The 21848-nt window shown below is 56.7% G+C and carries 21 protein-coding genes; 20 read left to right on the forward strand and 1 reads right to left on the reverse strand.

Annotated elements, in window-relative coordinates; genetic code table 11:
* Positions 1-26: 26 nt before the first annotated feature.
* From C7H09_RS02925 to C7H09_RS02945, 5 genes are all read left to right on the forward strand, one after another.
* Entirely contained in the window at positions 27-776 is a 750-nt protein-coding gene (locus tag C7H09_RS02925; protein ID WP_240616487.1) for a substrate-binding periplasmic protein, read from the forward strand.
* A gap of 236 nt (positions 777-1012) precedes the next feature.
* Positions 1013-1303: an IS66 family insertion sequence element accessory protein TnpA gene (gene tnpA, locus C7H09_RS02930; protein WP_106761126.1), complete on the forward strand. Its 291-nt coding sequence runs from the start codon at positions 1013-1015 to the stop codon at positions 1301-1303.
* Positions 1300-1644 carry an IS66 family insertion sequence element accessory protein TnpB gene (gene tnpB / locus C7H09_RS02935; protein ID WP_016915087.1) on the forward strand — a complete coding sequence of 115 codons (345 nt, stop codon included), beginning with the start codon at positions 1300-1302 and terminating at the stop codon, positions 1642-1644. The genes tnpA and tnpB overlap by 4 nt, the downstream gene beginning before the upstream one ends.
* 28 nt (positions 1645-1672) lie before the next feature.
* Complete coding sequence (gene tnpC, locus C7H09_RS02940; RefSeq protein WP_206074252.1) at positions 1673-3328, forward strand: IS66 family transposase; 1656 nt, start codon at positions 1673-1675, stop codon at positions 3326-3328.
* Positions 3318-3587, forward strand: coding sequence for a hypothetical protein (locus tag C7H09_RS02945; protein WP_011783506.1), 270 nt, complete (start codon positions 3318-3320; stop codon positions 3585-3587). The genes tnpC and C7H09_RS02945 overlap by 11 nt, the downstream gene beginning before the upstream one ends.
* A gap of 5 nt (positions 3588-3592) precedes the next feature.
* Here C7H09_RS02945 and C7H09_RS02950 read toward each other — a convergent pair whose 3' ends face one another.
* A complete protein-coding gene (locus C7H09_RS02950; RefSeq protein WP_106761127.1) occupies positions 3593-5371 on the reverse strand; it encodes an acyl-CoA dehydrogenase C-terminal domain-containing protein in 1779 nt (592 codons plus the stop codon).
* Between the two features lie 238 nt (positions 5372-5609).
* Between C7H09_RS02950 and C7H09_RS02955 the strand changes: the two genes are divergently transcribed.
* From C7H09_RS02955 to atpD, 15 genes are all read left to right on the forward strand, one after another.
* Positions 5610-6194: a DUF3833 domain-containing protein gene (locus C7H09_RS02955; RefSeq protein WP_106761128.1), complete on the forward strand. Its 585-nt coding sequence runs from the start codon at positions 5610-5612 to the stop codon at positions 6192-6194.
* A 24-nt stretch (positions 6195-6218) separates the two neighbouring features.
* A complete protein-coding gene (locus tag C7H09_RS02960; RefSeq protein ID WP_106761129.1) occupies positions 6219-7313 on the forward strand; it encodes an efflux RND transporter periplasmic adaptor subunit in 1095 nt (364 codons plus the stop codon).
* 2 nt (positions 7314-7315) lie between these two features.
* On the forward strand, positions 7316-10441 hold the full coding sequence (locus C7H09_RS02965) for an efflux RND transporter permease subunit (protein WP_106761130.1): 3126 nt from the start codon (positions 7316-7318) through the stop codon (positions 10439-10441).
* Positions 10442-10713: 272 nt separating this feature from the next.
* Positions 10714-12603: a tRNA uridine-5-carboxymethylaminomethyl(34) synthesis enzyme MnmG gene (mnmG, locus tag C7H09_RS02970; protein ID WP_240616493.1), complete on the forward strand. Its 1890-nt coding sequence runs from the start codon at positions 10714-10716 to the stop codon at positions 12601-12603.
* A 1-nt stretch (position 12604) separates the two neighbouring features.
* Positions 12605-13249: a 16S rRNA (guanine(527)-N(7))-methyltransferase RsmG gene (gene rsmG / locus C7H09_RS02975; protein ID WP_106761132.1), complete on the forward strand. Its 645-nt coding sequence runs from the start codon at positions 12605-12607 to the stop codon at positions 13247-13249.
* A gap of 19 nt (positions 13250-13268) precedes the next feature.
* Positions 13269-14063 (forward strand): ParA family protein, encoded by a 795-nt coding sequence (locus tag C7H09_RS02980; RefSeq protein ID WP_106761133.1) that lies wholly within the window; start codon positions 13269-13271, stop codon positions 14061-14063.
* Between the two features lie 72 nt (positions 14064-14135).
* Complete coding sequence (locus C7H09_RS02985; RefSeq protein WP_106761191.1) at positions 14136-15014, forward strand: ParB/RepB/Spo0J family partition protein; 879 nt, start codon at positions 14136-14138, stop codon at positions 15012-15014.
* A 216-nt stretch (positions 15015-15230) separates the two neighbouring features.
* A complete protein-coding gene (locus C7H09_RS02990) occupies positions 15231-15623 on the forward strand; it encodes an ATP synthase subunit I (RefSeq protein WP_240616488.1) in 393 nt (130 codons plus the stop codon).
* A gap of 15 nt (positions 15624-15638) precedes the next feature.
* On the forward strand, positions 15639-16502 hold the full coding sequence (gene atpB, locus C7H09_RS02995) for a F0F1 ATP synthase subunit A (RefSeq protein WP_106761135.1): 864 nt from the start codon (positions 15639-15641) through the stop codon (positions 16500-16502).
* Positions 16503-16555: 53 nt separating this feature from the next.
* Positions 16556-16783, forward strand: coding sequence for a F0F1 ATP synthase subunit C (atpE, locus tag C7H09_RS03000; protein WP_014423137.1), 228 nt, complete (start codon positions 16556-16558; stop codon positions 16781-16783).
* 86 nt (positions 16784-16869) lie between these two features.
* Positions 16870-17340, forward strand: coding sequence for a F0F1 ATP synthase subunit B (locus tag C7H09_RS03005; RefSeq protein ID WP_106761136.1), 471 nt, complete (start codon positions 16870-16872; stop codon positions 17338-17340).
* Positions 17341-17352: 12 nt separating this feature from the next.
* The gene (locus C7H09_RS03010) at positions 17353-17889 is read left to right on the forward strand and encodes a F0F1 ATP synthase subunit delta (protein WP_106761137.1); all 537 of its coding nucleotides are present in this window, start codon (positions 17353-17355) and stop codon (positions 17887-17889) included.
* A gap of 28 nt (positions 17890-17917) precedes the next feature.
* Complete coding sequence (atpA, locus tag C7H09_RS03015; RefSeq protein ID WP_106761138.1) at positions 17918-19462, forward strand: F0F1 ATP synthase subunit alpha; 1545 nt, start codon at positions 17918-17920, stop codon at positions 19460-19462.
* Between the two features lie 70 nt (positions 19463-19532).
* Positions 19533-20393 carry a F0F1 ATP synthase subunit gamma gene (gene atpG / locus C7H09_RS03020; RefSeq protein ID WP_106761139.1) on the forward strand — a complete coding sequence of 287 codons (861 nt, stop codon included), beginning with the start codon at positions 19533-19535 and terminating at the stop codon, positions 20391-20393.
* A 52-nt stretch (positions 20394-20445) separates the two neighbouring features.
* Entirely contained in the window at positions 20446-21840 is a 1395-nt protein-coding gene (gene atpD / locus C7H09_RS03025; RefSeq protein ID WP_106761140.1) for a F0F1 ATP synthase subunit beta, read from the forward strand.
* The last annotated feature ends 8 nt before the right edge of the window (positions 21841-21848 follow it).

Raw genomic sequence — 21848 nt, forward strand, 5'->3', positions numbered from 1 at the left:
GTTATTATTATGAAAGGAGAAACATCGTGAAGAAGATTGCTGGCCTGTGGGCCGTGATGTTGGCTTTCAGTGTTTTTTCGATCCCTGTCTGGGGTTCGGAAAAATTGTATATCTATACCGAGAATTTCCCTCCCTACAACATGAGTTCCACCGGCCTGGCCTTTGAGCACAATGGTGAGGGGGTTGATGGCCTGTGTACCGAGCGGGTGAAAGCCATTCTGAAAGCAGCCAGTGTCGACCACGTCATCAAACTGCGAAACTGGGACTATGGCTATAATCGGGCGCAGAACAAGAAAAATCACGGTATTTTCTGCACCACCTACACTGAAAGCCGGGCGTCTCAGTTCAAATGGGTGGGTCCGCTGGCCAGTAACCTCTGGACGATCTTCGCCCCCCCCGGCACGAATCTTAAGATCGATAAATTGGAAGATACCCGAGGTATGCTTTACGCCGGTTATCGTGGTGATGTGATGACTGAGTACCTGAAAGAGCGTGGCTACAAGGTTTCGGAGATGGAAAGTGACGACCTCAACCCGAAGCGTCTGGAGCTTGGACAGGTAGACCTGTGGATTGCTGAACGTCTGGCCGGACCGTTCTTTGCGTCTCAGCAGAATGTTGAGGGCCTGGTGCCGGTGTTTTCATTCAATAATGTCGATCTTTATCTGGCGATGAATCTGGATACGCCAGATGATGTTATTCAGAAGCTGAATGAAGGCCTGGAGATCATCAAGAAAAACGGATTGTATGAGGCGATTGGCACCAAATACGGGCTTTGATCTCATCGCTCAAGTGTAAGACCCGGGGGAAGCATCGGCTTCCCCCTTTCTCATTCCGGTCTGTGGAATAGTGCTTTACCCGGTAAACGCCATATCGTCTGCCGCCACCTGCATCAGGTTGCGGGTGGGGCTCAGCATGCTGGTGGCATGGGTAAGCGTTCATTCCACGACGTTCTGCCACCCCGGTGAATTTGTCCCTACAGTAACCTCACATTTTCCAACAAGAGGTTACTCCCATGAGAAAGCACCGCACACCAGAACAGTGGCAGACTCTGGTTGATCAGCAGCGCGACAGTGGTCTTTCAGCACCGCAATTTTGTAAACAGGAAAATATCGGTTACGCCAGTTTTTGCAACTGGCGCAAACGCCTTTCTGACCCGTCGACTGATGAGTCGTCAGGTCCCGGTGAAGCCGGTTTTCTGGATCTCTCGTCGTTGATGGGCACCTCTTCATCCTCCGGCCCAGGCTGGAACATTGTGCTCAGCCTCGGCAACGGCGTCGAATTGCGGCTGAGCCAGAACGGATGATCGGGCTCGATAGTCAGGCGCGCATCTGGCTGTGCACCGAGCCCACGGATATGCGCAAATCGTTCCGGGGCCTGAGCGCCCTGGTCCGGAATCAGTTGAAGCACGACCCACTCAGTGGCCAGTATTTCGTCTTCGTCAATCGTCGCAAGACCCAGATGAAGATGCTGTATTTTACCGCTACCGGTTATTGCCTGTGGGCCAAGCGCCTGGAGCAGGGACAGTTCCGGGTGCCGTTATCCGCCTCCGGTCAGCGAGCCCTGACCCTGACGGATCTGCAACTACTGATCGATGGCATCGAGGTGCAGAAATACCGCCAATTCAAGCGTTTTCGAGGGGTATAGAAGACGGACTTCCGGTATAATATCGGCCATGAATTCAACGGCTTCCGACCCCCAACCCAATGCACCTTCCTACTCGGCCCTGGCCGAGGAAAATGCGTTGCAGCGCGAGCAGTTGGAGGCCCAGGCGGAATCCATTCGGCAGTTGAAACACCAGTTAGACTGGTTCAAGAAGCAGCTGTTCGGCCCCAAATCCGAGAAACAGGTTTACGATATTCCGGAACAGGACAACCTGTTCCAACCGGATGACGCACCGCTACCGGAACAGCCTGCCGAGGAAGAAAAGCGCACCATCAAGGCCTACCAGCGCGGCACCGGCAAAAAGCAGCGCGATGACGACTGCCTGAACGACACCGGCCTGCGCTTTACGGCGGATGTACCGGTGGAAGTGATCGAGCAACTGCCGCCGGAGCTGACCGGGCCGGACGCCGACCAATACGACATCATCGGCACCAAAACCACCTACCGTCTGGCCCAGCGGGCCTCCAGCTATGTGGTGCTCAAATGCGAACGCCCGGTGTTCCGTCGTAAGGGCACGGATCAAAAACCTGTGACAACACCAGCCCCGTTCAACGTGCTGGACAACAGCCTGGCCGATGTCAGCCTGCTGGCCGGGTTGCTGGTGGACAAGTTCCAGTTCCACCTGCCGCTGTATCGCCAGCACCAGCGCATTCAACAAGCGGGTATTACCCTCAGCCGCAGCACCCTGACGAACCTGGTGAAGCGGGCCATCGACCTGCTTCGGCCCATTGTGGACGCCCAGACCGACAACGTGCTGCGCAGCCGGGTGCTAGCCATGGACGAAACACCCATCAAAGCGGGCCACCAGGGCCGGGCAGGCCCGCAGAAAGGCAAGATGAAAACAGGCTGGTTCTGGCCCCTATACGGTGATGACGACGAAGTGGTGTTTACCTACTCGAACAGTCGGGGCCGACTGCACATCGAGCAGGTTCTGAACGACCAATTCAGTGGCACTCTGATCAGCGATGGTTATGCCGCATATGCCCGCTATGCCGCGGCCCAGAAAGGCATTACTCATGCTCAATGCTGGGTGCATAGTCGCCGTTGCTTCGTTGAGGCCCAAAAGGATCATCTTGAGAAGGCCACCGAAGCCCTGCAACAGATCGCGAAGCTGTACCAGATTGAAGATACCATTAAGGAAAAGGAGCTCACCGGCGAGAAGAAGCGTCAATACCGGCTGGACCATGCGAAGCCGGTCGTCAGCGGCTTCTTCCAATGGTGCCGGGATCAGTTGGCGCAAGGCGGCCTGTTACCCAGTGAACCGTTAACCAAAGCCCTGAATTACGTGCTCGGCCGGGAAACGAGCCTGACGGTGTTCCTGGAAGATCCGGACGTACAACCCGATACCAATCACCTGGAACGGGCCCTACGGCCCATCCCCATGGGCAAGAAAAACTGGATGTTCTGCTGGACCGAACTGGGCGCGGAACACCTGGGCATCATCCAGAGCCTGATCAGCACCTGCAAGCTGCACGATATTACCCCCTACACCTACCTGGTGGACGTGCTGCAACGCATCAGCCAGCATCCGGCCAGTGACGTCAGCGACCTGACGCCTCGTCTCTGGAAAACTCGGTTCGCCGAGAACCCGTTGCGGGCGCTGATCGACCCACGCCACCCTGATCGACAGAGCAAACAGCCGGAGACCACCGTTCATGCGCATTGAGGACATGAGCATCGACCAGTTGCTGGAATTGAATCAATACGTCTGCCGGCGCATCGACGAACTGAGGGATCAGGAAAATCTGCAGGCACTGAGTCAGTTGCGGGTGGGCCTGAAAGTAACCTTCGAGGGCCGGGAAGGCCCGGTGCTGGGGATCGTCACCAAGATCAACCGCAAGAGTGTGATTGTTCTGGCCGAGGACGGCACCAAACAGTACAAGGTCTCGCCGGAGTTATTGAGGCCCCTCCGTGACGTGAAGTAGGTCAACTACGTCGTGGAATGAACGCTTACGGTGGCATGGGCCTGGGCCCTCGGCAGCAGGCGCTCGTAATAGAACTCGGCGGTATGCAGCTTGGTCTGGTAGAAGGCGCTGGATTCCGTGCCACCGTTGGCCAACTTATCCACAGCCACGGTAGCCTGGCGTAGCCACATATACGCCATGGTCACGTAGCCGCTGTACATCAGGAAGTCGTTGGCCGCTGCGCTTACCGCGTCCCGATCCTTGCGGGCGGCAAGCATCACCCGCACCGTCAGGAAATTCCATTGTGCCGTGAGTTTCAGCAGCTCCACTGCCATCGGTCGCAGCTGTTTGTTGGTCAGTTGTTTGCGGGCGAAGTTGGCAATCTTGAAGGTAAATTCACGCACGGCACCTCCCTGAGTGCTGAGCAACACCTTCCGTCCTAACAGGTCCAGAGCCTGGATGCCGGTGGTGCCTTCATAGAGAGTGGCAATCCTGGTGTCTCGGACAATCTGCTCCATACCATGTTCACGAATGTAGCCGTGTCCGCCAAACACCTGCATGCCAAGGTTTGTTGCCTCGTAGCCCATTTCGGTGAGGAAGCCTTTGAGAATTGGGGTCAGAAAACCCAGCTTGTTGTCGTACTTGTCTGCCAGTTTATGGTTGCCTTGGGTGTTTGCCTCTACCATGTGATCCGCCAGTTTCGCGGCGTAATACAGCATCGCACGGCCACCCTCGGCGATGGCTTTCTGGGTCAGCAGCATGCGCCGGACGTCGGCATGATGGATCAGGCTGTCAGCGTCCTGATCCGGTTCTTTCTTGCCGGACAGAGCCCGCATCGAGCGGCGCTCCCGGGCGTAGTCGAGCGCCCATTGATAGGAAAGCTCAGCCGGGCCGACACCCTGGATGGCGGTGCCGATGCGGGCGGTGTTCATAAAGGTAAACATACACTCCAGGCCCCGGTTTTCCGATCCGATCAGGTAACCGGTGGCGCCATCAAAATTCATCACACAGGTGGCTGAGGCCTTGATGCCCATTTTCTTTTCCAGCGCGCCGCAATGCACGGCGTTGCGTTCGCCAACCCCGCCTTGGCCATCGGGCAGGAACTTGGGCACAATAAACAGGCTGATGCCGCGGGTACCCCGGGGCGCATCCGGCAGCCGTGCAAGTACTATGTGGACAATGTTCTCGGTCAGATCGTGATCGCCCGAGGAAATGAAAATCTTGGTGCCGGACAGTCTGTAGCTGCTATCGAGCTGAGGTTCCGCCCGGGTTTTCACCTGCCCCAGATCAGTGCCGCACTGGGGTTCGGTCAGGCACATGGTGCCCCCCCAACGGCCTTCGGTAAGTGGTACCAGGTAGGTTTGTTGCTGTTGCTCATCCCCGTGCAGTTGAATCGTGTTCATGGCTCCCAGGGACAGGCCCGGGTACATGGCAAACGACCAGTTGGCGGTACCCATCATTTCCTGCTTGAACAGGCCCATGGAGGTGGGTAGTCCCTGGCCGCCGAACGCTTCCGGTGCAGACAGACCCTGCCAGCCACCCGCCAGATACTGGCTGTAGGCCTCTTTATAACCTTTCGGTGTGGTTACTAAACCGTTGTTGAGCTGACAACCCTCTTCGTCGCCGCTCTGGTACAGCGGGCTGAGTACCTGTTCGCAAAACCTGCCGCACTCGCTCAGGATTGCGTCGACAATATCTGGCGTGGCATTGCCCCCGGAGCTCAAGGACTGGTAGTGGCCCGGATAATCGAACACGTCGTTGAGCAGAAACTTCATATCCCTCAGGGGGGCTTTATACACAGGCATATCCTGTCCTCGTTTGGGCGGTATCGTCAGTTTGTTCTGGGGCTGCAGGCCCTCTCAGGTTGCAGTTGTACGGCAATACCGGCCAACTGCCATTGACGAAAACTGCCACTTGCTGTGTCAGATTGGGCAATGGGGCAGCAGATAAAAGGGGCTTCGGGATGATCGGCACCCATACCTGGCCCGTAACCTGAACCATAGCCTTGGTTTCCCGTCTGCTTGGATCAGGAGTGTAAAAAATATGCAAAAACATCATTATCCACAGGTATTCAATGGCCTTTACCGTGCGGCTCTTATACTGTTGTTGATAACTTTCGTGACCGGTTGTGCCGGGCCGTCACTGGAGGATTATTCGGAGCAAACGCCAGCCCTGGTGCCCTCGGAGTTTTTCCAGGGCGAACTTTCAGCAAGGGGCGCGGTCAAGGACTACTCCGGCACCGTTATCCGTACCTTCGATGCCAGCATCCAGGCAAGCTGGGACACCAACGGTGTGGGTACCCTCGATGAAGTATTCCGGTTCAACGATGGAGAGGTGCAAACCCGGGTCTGGACTCTGACGCCACGGGCACAGGGATACCATGCCACGGCGGGTGATGTGGCAGACCCCGGGATTATGCGTTGGCAGGGCAATGCCATTCATATGAATTACGTGCTTCGGGTTGCCTACGGAGACGGTACCATTGACGTAACAATGGATGACTGGATGTATCTGGTGACGCCGGACACCCTGATCAATCAGACCACTATGAGCAAGTGGGGTGTCGATGTGGGCGAGGTGGTGCTGGTGATACAGAAACTTGAGAGCGGGCAGGGCCCGCAAGACTGAACACAATCAAGGTTGGCATAGCGGATGTGGAAACAGTGGGTCATTGCAGCAGTTCTGATTGCGTTCGCTGCCGCCGGGGCCGGGTGGTACCTGTCGTTTTCGTCTTCACCGGCAGACACCTCTTCCGGTGCGGCCCGGGTGAGCAAGGTGAGTGCGGTGACGCCGGAAGTCCGAATCCTGCGTGACGAAGTGGCGGCGGTTGCCAACCTGAAAGCGGCAGATGCTGTGGAGCTGGTGGCAGAAGCCAGCGGACGGGTGGTGGAATTCAATCTCGCGCCCGGTCAACGAATTCCACGGGGCACTCTCATCCTCCGGCTCGACGACCGCCAGGCCCGGGCCGATGTCGCGGTCATTGAAGCCGAACTGGAGGATGCCCGTAAACAGCTACAGCGGGCCCGTAGCCTGCGCTCCAGCAACAGTGTTGCCCAGTCCCGGGTTGATGAGCTGGTCACTGTGGTGAGCGTGGCCGAGGCCAGGCTGTCTGCTGCCCGTGTGCGCCTGCAGAACCATAGCATTATCGCACCGTTTGATGGCGTGGCCGGTCTGTCCGATGTGGGTGAGGGCACCTACCTGCAGATGGGGGATGTCATTACCACCCTGGACAACACCGACCGGATGGAACTCCGGTTCGCCATTCCCGAGCGGTTTCTCGGCCAGGTGCGGCCCGGGCAGGCAGTGCGCGCCACCTCGTCCGCGTTCCCGGATATCCGGTTTACAGGTGAGTTGGTGCAGCTTGATAGCCGGGTGAACGAGTTAAGCCGGAGCTTGTCGGCGCGTGCCCTGATCGATAATCGTGATGGCCGGTTGCGCCCTGGCCAGTTCATGTCGGCATCACTGACTCTGGCACAGCGCGAGGGGCTGGTGATACCGGAGCAGGCGGTGATGATTCGCGGTAATGACAAATACGTTTTTGTGGCAGAAGACGGTGTTGCCCGCCGGGTGTCGGTGCAGACCGGCGCCCGGTTGCCCGGGTTGGTGGAAGTTATGGATGGCCTGAGCCCGACAGATTCGGTGGTGGTGACCGGTCAGGATCGCCTGAGCACCGGAGAGCGGGTAGAAGTGCTTGACCCGGGCCAGGCCATTCCGCCCAACCGGTTTGTTGGCAGTCTGGAGCCCTGATCATGGTGGTATCCGATGTTTCGATCAAGCGGCCGGTGTTTGCGACGGTTCTGAGCCTGTTGATTGTGGTGTTCGGCGTGGCTGCACTGCAGGGATTGCCGGTTCGCGAGTATCCCGACATAGATCCGCCGATTGTGTCTGTGTCTACTAATTATACCGGCGCTGCGGCCGAGGTGGTGGACACCCAGGTTACCCAGGTGCTTGAGGGCGCGATCAGCGGTATTGAAGGTATTCGTTCGATCGAGTCTTCCACAGAACAGGGGGAGTCCCGCACTACCATCGAGTTTGATACCGGCCGGGATATTGATATCGCGGCCAACGACGTTCGGGATGCGGTCTCCCGGGTACTCAGTCAGTTGCCAGACGAAGCCGACGCTCCGGTTGTCCGCAAGGCGGATTCCGATGCCCGGCCGATGATGTGGGTTACGCTGACCAGTGACGTCTGGGACAGTGCCGAACTGAGTGACTATGCAGACAGGGTGCTGGCAGACCGTCTGGCGGTGCTTGATGGCGTGGCAGACGTTCGCATTGGCGGGGAGCGGCGCTATGCCATCAGAATCTGGCTCGACCGCACCCGGCTGGCGGCCCGTAACGTAACAGTGGCGGAGGTTGAACAGGCGCTGCGCCAGAACAACGTGGAATTACCGGCAGGCTCCATCGACTCGGCTACCCGTAACTTTACAGTGCGTGCCGAAGGCAGGTTATCCACAGCCGATGAATTCCGCAAACTGGTCATCCGGCGTGAGGGCAACGATCTGCTGCGCCTGGCTGATGTCGCCAAGGTCGGGGTGGGCGTGGAGTCCGATGTTGGTCGCTTGCGTGCCAATGGCGAAACCGCGATTGGCATGGGGGTGATCCGCCAGTCCAAAGCCAACACGGTGGCGGTATCTAACGCGGTTCAGGCTGAACTGGATAAGATTCGACAGACCCTGCCACCGGAAGTCAGTATACGCGAGAGTTACGACGAGTCCCTGTTCATTCGCGCCTCCATTGAGGAAGTGCTGACCACTCTGGCCATTGCTGTTTCCCTGGTCATTCTGGTGATTTTCCTGTTTTTGAGATCCTGGCGGGCAACGCTGATTCCGGCGGTGACCATACCGGTGGCAGTGATCGGAGCCTTCATTGGGCTGGGGTTTCTGGGTTTCTCCATCAATGTTCTGACTTTACTGGCAATCATTCTTGCCATAGGCCTGGTGGTGGACGACGCCATCGTGATGCTGGAGAACATTCAGCGCCGGATTGACGAAGGCGAGCCGCCCTTGCTGGCGGCTTTCCGGGGTGCCCGACAGGTGGCGTTTGCGGTGGTGGCCACTACTCTGACGCTGGTGGCCGTGTTCGTACCGATCTCGTTCATGGGCGGGAACGTGGGCCGGTTATTTGCCGAGTTCGGTTTTACCCTGGCTGCGGCCGTGGTGGTGTCCAGCCTGGTGGCGCTCACACTGGCGCCTATGCTGTGTTCCAAATGGCTTAGGCACAGCCCGGAAACGGCGGAAGGCCATCGCTTGTGGGCGTTCAGTGAATCAGTGTTGACTGGCCTTACCCGGGGCTATGAAAAACTGCTGAGATTTTCCCTGAGCCAGCCCGGACTGCTGTTGGGCCTGGGAGTGGTTGGCTTGCTGGTGGCTGGTGTGATTTATCCACAGTTGCCCGAAGAGCTCTCGCCCAGTGAAGACCGGGGCGCTATTATCATGCCGGTCAGTGCCCCCCGGGGAGCGACCGTTGAGTATACGGATCATTTTGTATTGCAGGCCGAGGAACGCCTGCTGCCCTACCTGGAAGAGGGGATTGCCCAGCGTTTTCTGTCGATTGTCGGGTTCCGCAATGAAGAAGACAGCGCGTTCATGATTATGGGGTTGGTGCCCTGGGAGGATCGAACCGTCCAGCAACAGCAGGTGACTTCGGATATCCGGGCAAAACTGTCTGATATTTCCGGTGTCCGGATCAACGTGATTAACCCCGCCGGACTGGGGCAGAGGGGGTTCAGCCAGTCTGTGCAGTTCGTGATTGCCGGGCCGGACTACCCCTCGGTTCAGGCGTGGAGTGAAGAGATTGTCGAGCGGGCCAAAGCCAACCCCAACCTGCTGAATGTCGACACGGATTTTGAGCTCACCCGCCCGGAGCTTCGGGTTCAGATAGACCGGGATCGAGCGGCCGATCTGGACATTACCATTCAGGATGTGGGCCTTACGCTGCAGACCATGCTGGCTTCGCGCAAGGTGACTACCTACCTTGATCGGGGCCGGGAATACGATGTCATCCTGCAGGCCGATGATGCGGATCGGGCCCGCCCAGCCGATCTGGAGGAGATTTTCATGCGGCCCCGAGCCGGAGGTGAGTTGATTCCCTTAAAGGCGTTGGTGGCAGTGGAGGAGGTTGGTGCCAACCCGGATTTGCGACGGATTGATCGCCTGCCGGCTGTGGTGGTGAGTGCCTCACTGGCAGAAGGCTATGACCTTGGCAGCGCACTGGCGTACCTGAATAATCTGGCTGTGGATAACTTGCCGTCAGAGGCCAGGTTGAGCTTTCAGGGGCTATCCCGGGAATTCCAGGAATCATCCAGCGCTATCTACCTGACCTTCGGTCTGGCTTTCATCATCGTGTTTCTGGTGTTGGCAGCCCAGTTTGAAAGCTGGATCCATCCGTTGATCATAATGCTATCGGTGCCTCTGGCGGTCACCGGTGCGCTGCTGGCACTGGCGTGGACCGGCATCAGTCTGAATATCTACAGCCAGATCGGCATCATCATGTTGCTGGGCCTGATGGCCAAGAATGGCATTTTGATCGTCGAGTTCGCCAATCAGCTGAGGGACAAGGGTTACAGTGTGCGGGACGCCATTCTCGAAGGTGCCATCCTGCGTTTCCGGCCCGTATTGATGACCACCATATCCACGGTGTTCGGTGCCGTGCCTTTGGTGCTGGCCACCGGGGCTGGCGCCGAGAGCCGGGCGGCCATTGGTGTTGTTATCCTTGGTGGCCTGGTATTTGCCACCACGCTGACCCTGTTCATCATTCCGGTGCTATATAACCTGCTGGCTCGATTTGCCAAATCTTCCAACGCGGTAGAGAAGGAGCTGGAACGGCTGTCTGTGGATAATCACAGGGATAATTCGTTGAGAAATCCGGGGTAAATTTAAAGAACACATAATTATCAGAGCTTTAAGTCTGTTTGTAAGCGATTTTGGGTTGCTGATTCTTGTGGATAACTTTTTGAATACTTTTATAAGGTATGATCAACAACAGTATGAATTATCAGGTTTTTCAATTTGCAACCTGAGTGAATTCCGAGACCGGGTCCTGATCTGATCAAAAAATGCACATTTCACCTGCAATTTGGCCGGTGAAACGTTATACTCGCCGCCCTGTTTTTCTACCCTTGTTTCCAGCCCGATTTCCGAGGTGAATAGTGGAGTTTCCGACCCGTTTCGATGTCATTGTCATTGGTGGCGGCCATGCCGGTACTGAAGCCGCGCTGGCGGCGGCACGCATGGGTTCGCAAACCCTGCTGCTGACCCACAACATTGAGACTTTGGGCCAGATGTCCTGTAATCCGGCCATCGGCGGTATCGGTAAAAGCCACCTGGTGAAGGAAATCGATGCCTTGGGCGGTGCCATGGCCCGGGCCACCGACCAGGCCGGTATCCAGTTCCGGGTACTGAATAGCCGCAAAGGCCCGGCGGTTCGGGCAACCCGGGCCCAGGCCGATCGGGTGCTTTACAAGGCGGCGATTCGCCAGGTGCTGGAAAACCAGCCCAACCTGACCCTGTTCCAGCAGGCGGCAGACGATCTGATTGTGGAAAACGATCAGGTCACCGGCGTGGTCACCCAGACGGGTATCCGCTTTAACGCCAAAACCGTGGTACTGACCACCGGCACCTTTCTGGGTGGCGTTATCCACATTGGTATGCAGAATCATGCTGGTGGCCGGGCTGGCGATGCTCCGGCCAACGCCCTGGCCAGACGTCTGCGGGAACTGCCGTTTAATGTCGGTCGCCTGAAAACCGGCACGCCGCCCAGGATTGACGCCCGCACGGTGGATTTCTCGGTGATGCAGGAGCAGTGGGGCGACGACCCGACACCGGTGATGTCGTTTATCGGCAGTCGCGGTGAGCATCCGCGGCAGATTTGCTGTTACGTTACCCGCACCACCGAAGAGACCCACGATATCATCCGCAGTGGCTTTGACCGGTCGCCCATGTTTGCCGGTAATATCGAAGGTGTCGGGCCGCGTTATTGCCCATCCATTGAAGACAAGGTAAATCGTTTTGCCGACAAGGACTCGCACCAGATTTTTGTTGAGCCGGAAGGCCTGACTACCAACGAGCTGTACCCGAACGGGATATCCACAAGCCTGCCATTTGATATCCAGCTCAAGGCGGTGCGCTCCATTCCCGGTTTCGAGAACGCCCACATTCTGCGCCCGGGTTACGCCATTGAGTACGACTATCTGAATCCGCAGGATCTGCGCCATACCCTGGAAACCAAATTTATCCACAGCCTGTATTTTGCCGGGCAGATCAACGGCACCACGGGTTATGAAGAGGCCGGTGCCCAGGGTTTGCTGGCCGGTATCAATGCATCCCTGCGCGCCCAGGAAAAAGACGAGTGGTACCCGCGCCGGGATGAGGCCTATCTGGGTGTGCTGGTGGACGACCTGATCACCATGGGTACTCAGGAGCCCTACCGGATGTTCACCAGCCGGGCCGAGTACCGGCTGATTCTACGGGAAGACAACGCCGATCTCCGGTTGACCGAAACCGGCCGCAAGCTGGGGCTGGTGGACGATGAGCGCTGGCAGAAGTTCAGCGACAAGTGCGACGGCATCAGTAAAGAGCGCCGCCGCCTGGAAAGTACCCGTATTCACCCGAATACCGATGCCGGCGAGCGGGCCAACGTGTATCTCAAGCAGCCGATGACCCGCGACCAGTCTCTGGCGGAACTGTTACGACGCCCGGAAATCGTCTACGACCACATTGCCGACATCGGTGCCGACCGAGCAGCCAGCCAGGATGTGGCCGATCAGGTGGAAATCGAGATCAAGTACGAAGGGTATATTTCCCGTCAGACTGACGAAATCGAACGTTTGCGCAAGAACGAGAACACGGCCTTACCGCTGGAGTTGGACTACGACGTGATCGGCGGTCTGTCCAATGAAATAAAGCAGAAGCTCAAGGACGTGCGGCCGGAGACAGTGGCTCAGGCGTCGCGTATACCCGGGGTAACACCGGCCGCGGTGAGCCAGATTCTGGTGTACCTGAAAAAACGCGATCTACTGAAGAAACAGAGCGCCTGACATGAGTTATCCACAATGGCCGGCCCAGCTCCGTGACGGGCTGGCGGCAATGGCGCTTGAACAGACCGAAGCACAGCAGCAACAATTACTGGCATTTCTGGGACTGCTGGAAAAGTGGAATAAGGCCTATAACCTGACAGCGGTACGTGATCCGCGGGAGATGGTGTCACGGCAGCTACTCGACAGCCTGAGCATTCTGCCCTGGGTGACCGCCGACCATTTGCTGGATGTCGGCGCCGGTGGTGGCCTGCCGGGCATTCCCCTGGCCATTGCCTTACCGGACACCCGTTTTACCCTGCTCGACAGCAATGGCAAGAAAACCCGCTTTCTGAATCAGTGTGTTCTCGAGCTGGGCCTGAGTAATGTCGAGGTTATCCACGGCCGTGCCGAGGATTGCCAGCCCGAGACGCCATTTCGCCAGATCAGCAGCCGGGCCTTCACCGCACTGGCCAATCTGGTGCACTGGTGTGACGACCTGCTGGCCAACGACGGCGAGTTCCTTGCCATGAAAGGCCAGTTTCCGGATGATGAGGTGGCTGCCCTTCCGGGCCTCTGGCAGGTAGAATCCAGCCATTCCCTGTCTGTCCCCGGAGCCGATGGCGAACGCCATCTGCTGATTATCCAACGGACAGGCACTCATCAGTAACCCGCAACAGGAGGCACACATGGCGCGCGTGATTGCTGTGACCAATCAAAAAGGCGGTGTCGGAAAGACCACCACCTGCGTCAATCTTGCGGCGTCGCTGGCAGCGACTAAACGGCGGGTCTTGCTGGTGGATATGGATCCTCAGGGTAACGCCACCATGGGCAGTGGTGTGGATAAAAATACCCTGGCACGGTCTGGCTATGATCTTCTGACCAAGCGAGCCACGCCGGAAGAGGTGATCCTGTTTGCCGAGTCTGCAGGCTATGACCTGCTACCAGCCAATGGTGACCTGACTGCAGCAGAAGTGGAGCTGATGAATGAGATCGGCCGAGAGCACCGGTTAAGGCTGATGCTGAACACTATGCATGATCGATACGATTACATTCTGATTGACTGCCCGCCGTCACTCAGCCTGTTAACAGTTAATGCCCTGTCTGCATCGGATTCGGTTCTGATTCCGATGCAATGCGAGTATTACGCACTGGAAGGGCTGGCTGCGCTGATGAATACCGTGGAGCAGATTCAGGAAACGGTGAATCCGAATCTGGAGATCGAGGGCATATTGAGAACCATGTATGATCCACGCAACAGCCTCACCCTGGATGTGTCCTCTCAGCTGAACGAATTTTTCGGGGAAAAAGTTTATCGTGCGGTGATCCCGCGCAACGTCCGCCTGGCCGAAGCGCCGAGCTATGGCATGCCTGCCTTGAAGTACGACCGTACCTCCAAGGGGGCCGTCGCTTATCTGGCACTGGCCGGAGAAATGGTTCGCCGGCACGGCTCCAGAAAGGCATCGGCGGCGGTAGCGGTTTAACAACAGGCGCCTTGGGGCTAACATGCCCTCTTCATTGTGATTGCGATTTCAACAGGAAGAATGACAGATACCATGGCGGCGAAAAAGCGAGGGTTGGGCGAACGGGGGCTGGGGGCGTTACTCCAGGGCTCGAAAGTGAATCTGAACCCGGAGACCGCAGACCAGGACGGTGAACTGCGCGAGATTCCGGTGGATCTTATCCAGCGTGGCCGTTACCAGCCCCGTCGCGATATGGATCCGACGGCGTTACAGGAACTCGCGGAGTCCATTCGCCAGCAGGGCGTGATGCAGCCGGTGGTCGTGCGCCCTTTGGGGGAAGGCCGGTTTGAGCTGATTGCCGGGGAGCGCCGGTGGCGGGCAACCCAGATGGCAGAATTGGATCGTATACCGGCCATTATCCGTGATGTACCCGATGAAGCCGCCATCGCCATGGCGCTGATTGAGAACATCCAGCGCGAGAACCTGAATCCGATAGAAGAAGCTTTTGCCCTGCAGCGGTTGCAGGACGAATTTGGCCTCACTCAGGCCCAGGTGGCCGAGGCGGTTGGCAAGAGCCGCACCACCATCACCAACCTGCTACGGCTGATTGGCCTGACCGAAGACGTTAGGGTGATGCTTGAGCATGGTGATCTGGATATGGGGCATGGTCGTGCCATGCTTACCCTGCCACCGGAGTTACAGTTGCAGGTAGCACGGCAGGTAGTCTCCAGGTCTCTTTCTGTTCGCCAGACCGAAGAGCTTGTCAGCCAGATACAGCAAGCTGGCCCGGACAATGTGAAAAAACAGGACAAGCCCGCTCTGGATCCGAATATCCGGGCATTACAGGATGACCTGTCCGAGCGCCTGGGTGCGCGGGTGGCCATTAATCATGGCAAGCGCGGTAAGGGCAAACTGGTAATCGAGTACAGTTCACTGGATGAGCTGGACGGTATCCTTGGCCATATCCGCTGACGGTTACAGAAAAGCCCAAAATCATCCTAAAGTCCCGTATTGCCGGTAAAACACCACATGTGGTTGTGGTTCTGAGTGCAAGGCACAACCTGTGTAAAGATCAGCGTTTTAGTGTGAGTTTTTGTTCACTTTTTCGCCATGTTTTCCGTTTGGCCATGTTGAACCGCTATCCGTTAACACATATAATTCCGCGCGCTTGGAATGACTGCTGGTGATATGAACCGTTCTGCAAGAGCCATCACACACGTACCACTGGGCAAGTGGTTGTCCATAGAGATGGCGGTTCTTCTCGTTCTGAGCCTGTGTTGGTTACAGGAAAGTCGTTTGGCCGGTTATTCCGCGTTGATTGGCGGTCTTATTTTCATCATCCCAAACGCCTATTTTGCTCATCGCACCTATCGTTATCAGGGTGCCAGGCGCATGCACCAGGCGGTGAGCAACATGTTCAGGGCCGCAAGCATCAAGCTGGCCCTTACCGCAGTGTTCTTTGCGGCCGTTTTCACTTTAATGGAGCCAGTGCATGCACCGGCTCTGTTATTCACTTTTGCTGTGATGGTTCTGGTGGGTACAGCCTTGCGCTGGCTCATCCGGCCGCAACCACAGCGATGACTGGACGAGAGCAGTATGGCAGCTGATAACTCAAACGAGTCAGTAGAGTATATAAAACACCACTTGACCAACCTTACCTATGGCAAGCTTCCGGCTGGCTATGAGCGGGCAGACGGCACTGTAGTACAGGAAGCCAGCTGGACTATGGCTCATACTGCGCAGGAAGCGACGGACATGGGTTTCATGGCGATCCACGTGGATACCATGGGCTGGTCTATCGCAATGGGTCTGTTGTTTCTGGGCTTATTCCGTTTTGCCGCCTCCCGGGTAACCGAAGGCGTGCCAACCGGGTTACAGAACCTGGTAGAGGTTTGCTTCGAGTTTATTCAGGGCCTGGTACGCGACGTGTTCCACGGTAAGAACCCGCTGATTGCTCCCCTGGCGCTGACGATTTTTGTCTGGATTTTCCTGATGAACCTCCTGAAGCTGATCCCGGTGGACTTCATTCCTGGCCTTGCTCACGCGATGGGGTTGGAATACTTCAAGATTGTACCGACCACCGACCCGAACGCAACGTTCGGCATGTCTTTTGGCGTGTTCCTGCTGATTCTGTTCTATAGCTTCAAAGTGAAAGGCGTTAGCGGGTTTTCCAAGGAGCTGGCCCTTAATCCGTTCAATCATTGGATCATGATACCGTTCAACCTACTGCTGGAAATCTTGGCATTGATCATCAAGCCGATCAGTCTGGCACTGCGTTTGTTCGGCAACATGTACGCCGGTGAAGTTGTCTTTATTCTGATTGCGCTGTTGCCGCTGTGGATCCAGTGGACGTTAAACGTGCCCTGGGCGATTTTCCATATTCTGGTTATTCCGCTTCAGGCCTTTATTTTCACTGTGCTGACTGTGGTTTACCTCAGTGCGGCGCACGAAGATCACTGATTTACCCTTAAATACACAAACCCTTAACTATCTGAAAAACTGAGGAGTTCTCAATGGAAATGGTATTTATCGCAGCTGCGCTGATCATCGGTCTGGGTGCCCTGGGCGCTGGTATCGGCTTTGGTCTGCTGGGCGGCAAGCTGCTCGAGTCCACTGCACGTCAGCCGGAAATGGCCAACCAACTGCAAACCAAAGCCTTCATTATGGCGGGTCTGCTTGACGCGGTTCCCATGATCGGTGTTGGTATTGCGATGTACCTGATCTTCGTTGTTGCTGGTTAATCAGGCCGTAAACATCGGGCGTGTAGCTGATACGCGCCCTGCTTTACGGACACCAGGACGCAACGAATAGCAAGAGGTATATCGCCGTGAATATAAACCTTACGTTGATAGGGCAATCGATTGCCTTCGCTATTTTCGTCTGGTTCTGCGTCAAATATGTATGGCCGCCGATTACGGCCGCCATGGAAGCGCGCCAGAAGAAAATTGCAGATGGTCTTTCCGCGGCCGATCGGGCTTCCCTCGATCTGGAACTGGCCCAGGAAAAAGCCACCAAAGAACTGCAAAAGGCGAAAGAAGAAGCTGCAGCCCTGATTGACCAGGCCAACAAGCGTGCCGCCCAGATTGTGGAAGCCTCCAAAGAGGACGCCCGCACTGAAGGCGAAAAGCTTATTGAACAGGCCAGGGCGGAAATTCAACAGGAGCGTGTTCAGGCTCGCGACGCACTCAGAGCAGAAGTGGCCACCCTGGCCGTTGCCGGTGCTGAGAAGATTCTGGAAACCTCTGTAGACGCCAAAGCTCACAGCGAGATGCTGGACAAGCTGGCCGCAGAACTCTAATCGAGGGTCATCATGGCAGAACTGACGACGTTAGCCCGACCCTACGCGAAGGCCGTGTTTGATGCCGCGCAGGACCAGAACGCCGTTGATCAGTGGGATCAGGCACTGGCTTTTGCCGCGCAGGTGGCGGCTGACCAAGAGGTAAAGAACATCCTGGCCAACCCGGGCCTGTCTGAGCAACGCAAGGCGGAACTCTTCGCTGACTGTTTTGAAGAGCCGCTGCCCGAAGCACTCAGAAACTTCCTGTTGATTCTTGCTGAAAACAAGCGTCTGGCCCTGTTGCCATACGTTTCTTCCCTGTTCCGTCTGTTCCGTGCGGATCTCGACAAGTCAGTACACCTGACCATCGACACCGCGTTCGAACTGGGCGCAGACGAGCGGCAGAAACTGATCGACGCACTGTCCAAAAAGCTGGAGCGCAAGGTCGAACTTGAAACCGCCGTGGATCAGTCTCTGATCGGTGGCGTGATAGTACGCACAGGCGACCTGGTTATCGACGCTTCAGTCCGAGGCAAGCTGGCCAGAATGGCCAGGGCTCTGGGCTCCTGATTTCAGCACAAGGTTTGAGGACAAAGGCATGCAGCAACTGAATCCATCCGAGATCAGTGACATCATCAAGAAGAGAATCGAGAAGCTCGACATCTCTTCCGAAGCAAAGAATGAAGGTACTATTCTGTCGGTATCCGACGGTATCGTACTGATCCACGGTCTTGCCGACGTTATGTACGGTGAGATGATTGAATTTGCCAACGGCATCTACGGCATGGCGCTGAACCTGGAGCGTGATTCTGTTGGTGCGGTTGTTCTGGGTGATTACGAAGGTCTGGCGGAAGGCCAGAAGGTACGTTGTACCGGTCGTATCCTGGAAGTACCGGTTGGCCGCGAACTCCTGGGCCGTGTTGTTGACTCCCTGGGTAACCCGATTGACGGTAAAGGCGAGCTGGGCAACAGCCTGACCTCCCCGGTCGAGAAGGTTGCACCTGGCGTAATCGCCCGTCAGTCGGTTGACGAGCCGGTGCAGACTGGTATGAAAGCGATCGACACCATGGTTCCGATCGGTCGTGGTCAGCGTGAGCTGATCATCGGTGACCGTCAGATCGGTAAGACCGCTGTGGCTATCGACGCGATCATCAACCAGAAGAACACCGGCATCAAGTGTATCTACGTTGCCGTTGGCCAGAAGCAGTCTTCAATTGCTGCGGTTGTGCGCAAGCTCGAAGAGCACGGCGCCATGGCACACACCACGGTAGTTGCTGCCGGTGCGGCCGATCCGGCCGCCATGCAGTTCCTGGCGCCTTACGCCGGTACCTCCATGGGTGAGTTCTTCCGTGACCGCGGTGAAGACGCGCTGATCGTATACGACGATCTCTCCAAGCAAGCGGTGGCTTACCGTCAGATTTCCCTGTTGCTGCGTCGTCCGCCAGGACGTGAAGCATTCCCGGGTGACGTGTTCTATCTGCACTCCCGTCTGCTGGAGCGTGCGTCCCGTGTTAACGCCGACTACGTTGAAGAGTTCACCAAGGGTGAAGTGAAAGGCAAGACCGGTTCTCTGACCGCGCTGCCGATCATTGAAACCCAGGCGGGCGACGTATCTGCATTCGTACCGACCAACGTGATCTCCATCACCGATGGTCAGATCTTCCTGGAAACCAACCTGTTCAACTCCGGCATCCGTCCGGCAATGAACGCCGGCATCTCGGTATCCCGGGTAGGTGGCGCGGCCCAGACCAAGATCATGAAAAAGCTTGGCGGTAACATCCGTCTGGCTCTGGCCCAGTATCGGGAGCTGGCGGCATTCGCCCAGTTCGCTTCCGACCTTGACGAAGCAACCCGTAAGCAGCTGGAGCACGGTCAGCGCGTTACCGAGCTGATGAAGCAGAACCAGTACAGCCCGATGTCGGTTGCCGAAATGGGCACCGTACTGTTCGCAGCGAACGAAGGCTTCCTGGACGATGTGGATGTCAACAAGGTTGTGGATTTTGAAGCACAACTGTTGGACTGGATGCGTTCCGAGCAGAAAGAACTGCTGGATCAGATCGGCCCCGAGGGCAAGTTCAACGACGACATCGCTGCCGGCCTTAAAGCTGCTCTGGAGAAATTCAAGACCACTCAGAGCTGGTAAATCCAAAGGGCCCGCCACTGTGCGGGCCTGCTGGTCCCTTTGAGTGTCTAACTTGAAAAGGCAGTGACTTATGGCCGTCGGAAAAGAAATACGTAACCAGATCGGAAGCATCAAGAGCACGCAGAAGATCACGTCTGCCATGGAAATGGTAGCCGCGAGCAAGATGCGCAAGGCTCAGGAGCGTATGCAGGCGACTCGCCCCTACGCGGAAAAGATGCGCCAGGTAATCGGACACATTGCGAAGTCCAATAAAGATTACCGTCATCCGTTCATGCAGGAGCGCGAGGTCAAGCGGGTAGGCTACATTGTGGTCTCCTCCGATCGCGGGCTTTGCGGTGGTTTGAACACCAATGCGTTCAAACTGCTCGTGAGAGAAATGCGTGAGTGGAAACAGAAAGGTATTGAGACCGATATCTGTGCCATTGGCCAGAAGGGTGCTTCCTTTTTCCGCAACTACGGCGGAAACGTGGTGGCAGCCATCACGCACTTGGGTGATCAGCCCAGTGCGGAACAGCTGATTGGCAGCGTCAAGGTAATGCTGGATTCGTTTGAGCAGGGCAAGATCGATCGCCTTTATCTGATCAGTAACGAATTCGTCAACACCATGACTCAGAGCCCCAAAGCAGAGCAGTTGTTGCCTCTGCCGGAAAGCGATGACGACATCGGTCGCCAGTGGGATTACATCTACGAGCCGGATTCCCGTCCGATTCTTGACGGGCTGATGCCACGTTATATCGAATCCCAGGTGTATCAGGGTGTGGTAGAAAATCTGGCCTGTGAGCAGGCTGCCCGGATGATTGCCATGAAGAGCGCGACAGACAACGCTGGCAGCATCATTGACGAGCTTCAACTGGCCTATAACAAGGCCCGTCAGGCAGCGATCACACAAGAGATTTCGGAGATTGTGAGCGGCGCAGCATCTGTTGGTTAACGCTCACAGACCTACTGGTTTTATTGACTATCAAGATAACGAGGAACCGAGCATGAGTAGCGGACACATCGTTCAGATCATTGGCGCGGTTATCGACGTGGAATTTCCACGTGACTCCGTGCCAAGCGTTTACGACGCACTGCTGCTTGAAGGTGGCGAAACAACTCTGGAAGTCCAGCAGCAGCTGGGTGACGGCATTGTTCGTACCATCGCCATGGGCAGCACCGAGGGCCTGAAGCGTGGCCTGACAGCAGAAAACACCGGCAAGCCGATCTCTGTACCGGTTGGCACCCAGACTCTGGGCCGGATCATGGACGTTCTGGGTCGTCCCATCGACGAGCAGGGCGATATCGGTGAAGAAGAGCGCTGGGCTATCCACCGCAAGGCACCGGGCTACGCCGACCAGGCAGCGTCTGCAGACCTGCTGGAAACCGGAATCAAGGTTATCGACCTGATCTGCCCGTTTGCCAAAGGTGGTAAGGTAGGCCTGTTCGGTGGTGCCGGCGTAGGCAAAACCGTAAACATGATGGAGCTGATCAACAACATCGCGAAAGAGCACTCCGGTCTCTCCGTATTCGCGGGTGTTGGTGAGCGGACCCGGGAAGGTAACGACTTCTACTACGAGATGAAGGAGTCTAACGTTCTCGATAAGGTTGCCATGGTCTACGGCCAGATGAACGAGCCCCCCGGAAACCGTCTGCGTGTGGCCCTGACCGGCCTCACCATGGCAGAGAAGTTCCGTGACGAAGGTCGTGACGTTCTGCTGTTCGTTGACAACATCTACCGTTACACCCTGGCCGGTACTGAAGTGTCTGCACTGCTGGGCCGTATGCCTTCAGCGGTAGGTTACCAGCCGACCCTGGCGGAAGAGATGGGTCAGCTGCAGGAGCGGATCACCTCCACCAAGACAGGTTCTATCACGTCTATCCAGGCGGTCTACGTACCGGCGGATGACTTGACTGACCCGTCGCCGGCCACCACCTTCTCGCACCTCGATGCGACTGTGGTACTGAGCCGTGACATCGCCTCCAAGGGTATCTACCCGGCGATCGATCCGCTGGATTCCACCTCCCGTCAGCTGGATCCGCTGGTGATTGGTGAACAGCACTACCGTGTGGCCCGTGGTGTACAGAACGTTCTGCAGCGTTACAAGGAACTGAAAGACATCATCGCGATTCTGGGTATGGACGAACTGTCGGAAGACGACAAGCTGACCGTTGCCCGCGCCCGTAAAATCGAGCGTTTCCTGTCGCAGCCATTCCATGTTGCTGAAGTCTTTACCGGCGCGCCGGGCAAGTACGTTTCCCTGAAGGAGACCATTGCCAGCTTCGAAGGTATTCTCAACGGTGACTACGACGACATGCCGGAACAGGCGTTCTACATGTGTGGCGGCATCGAAGAAGCGATTGAGAAAGCTAAGGCAATGAAAGAGAAAGAAGGCAAGTAAGCTTCCTT

This window comes from Marinobacter fuscus (assembly GCF_003007675.1).
In the GTDB taxonomy this organism is placed as follows: Bacteria; Pseudomonadota; Gammaproteobacteria; order Pseudomonadales; family Oleiphilaceae; genus Marinobacter; species Marinobacter fuscus.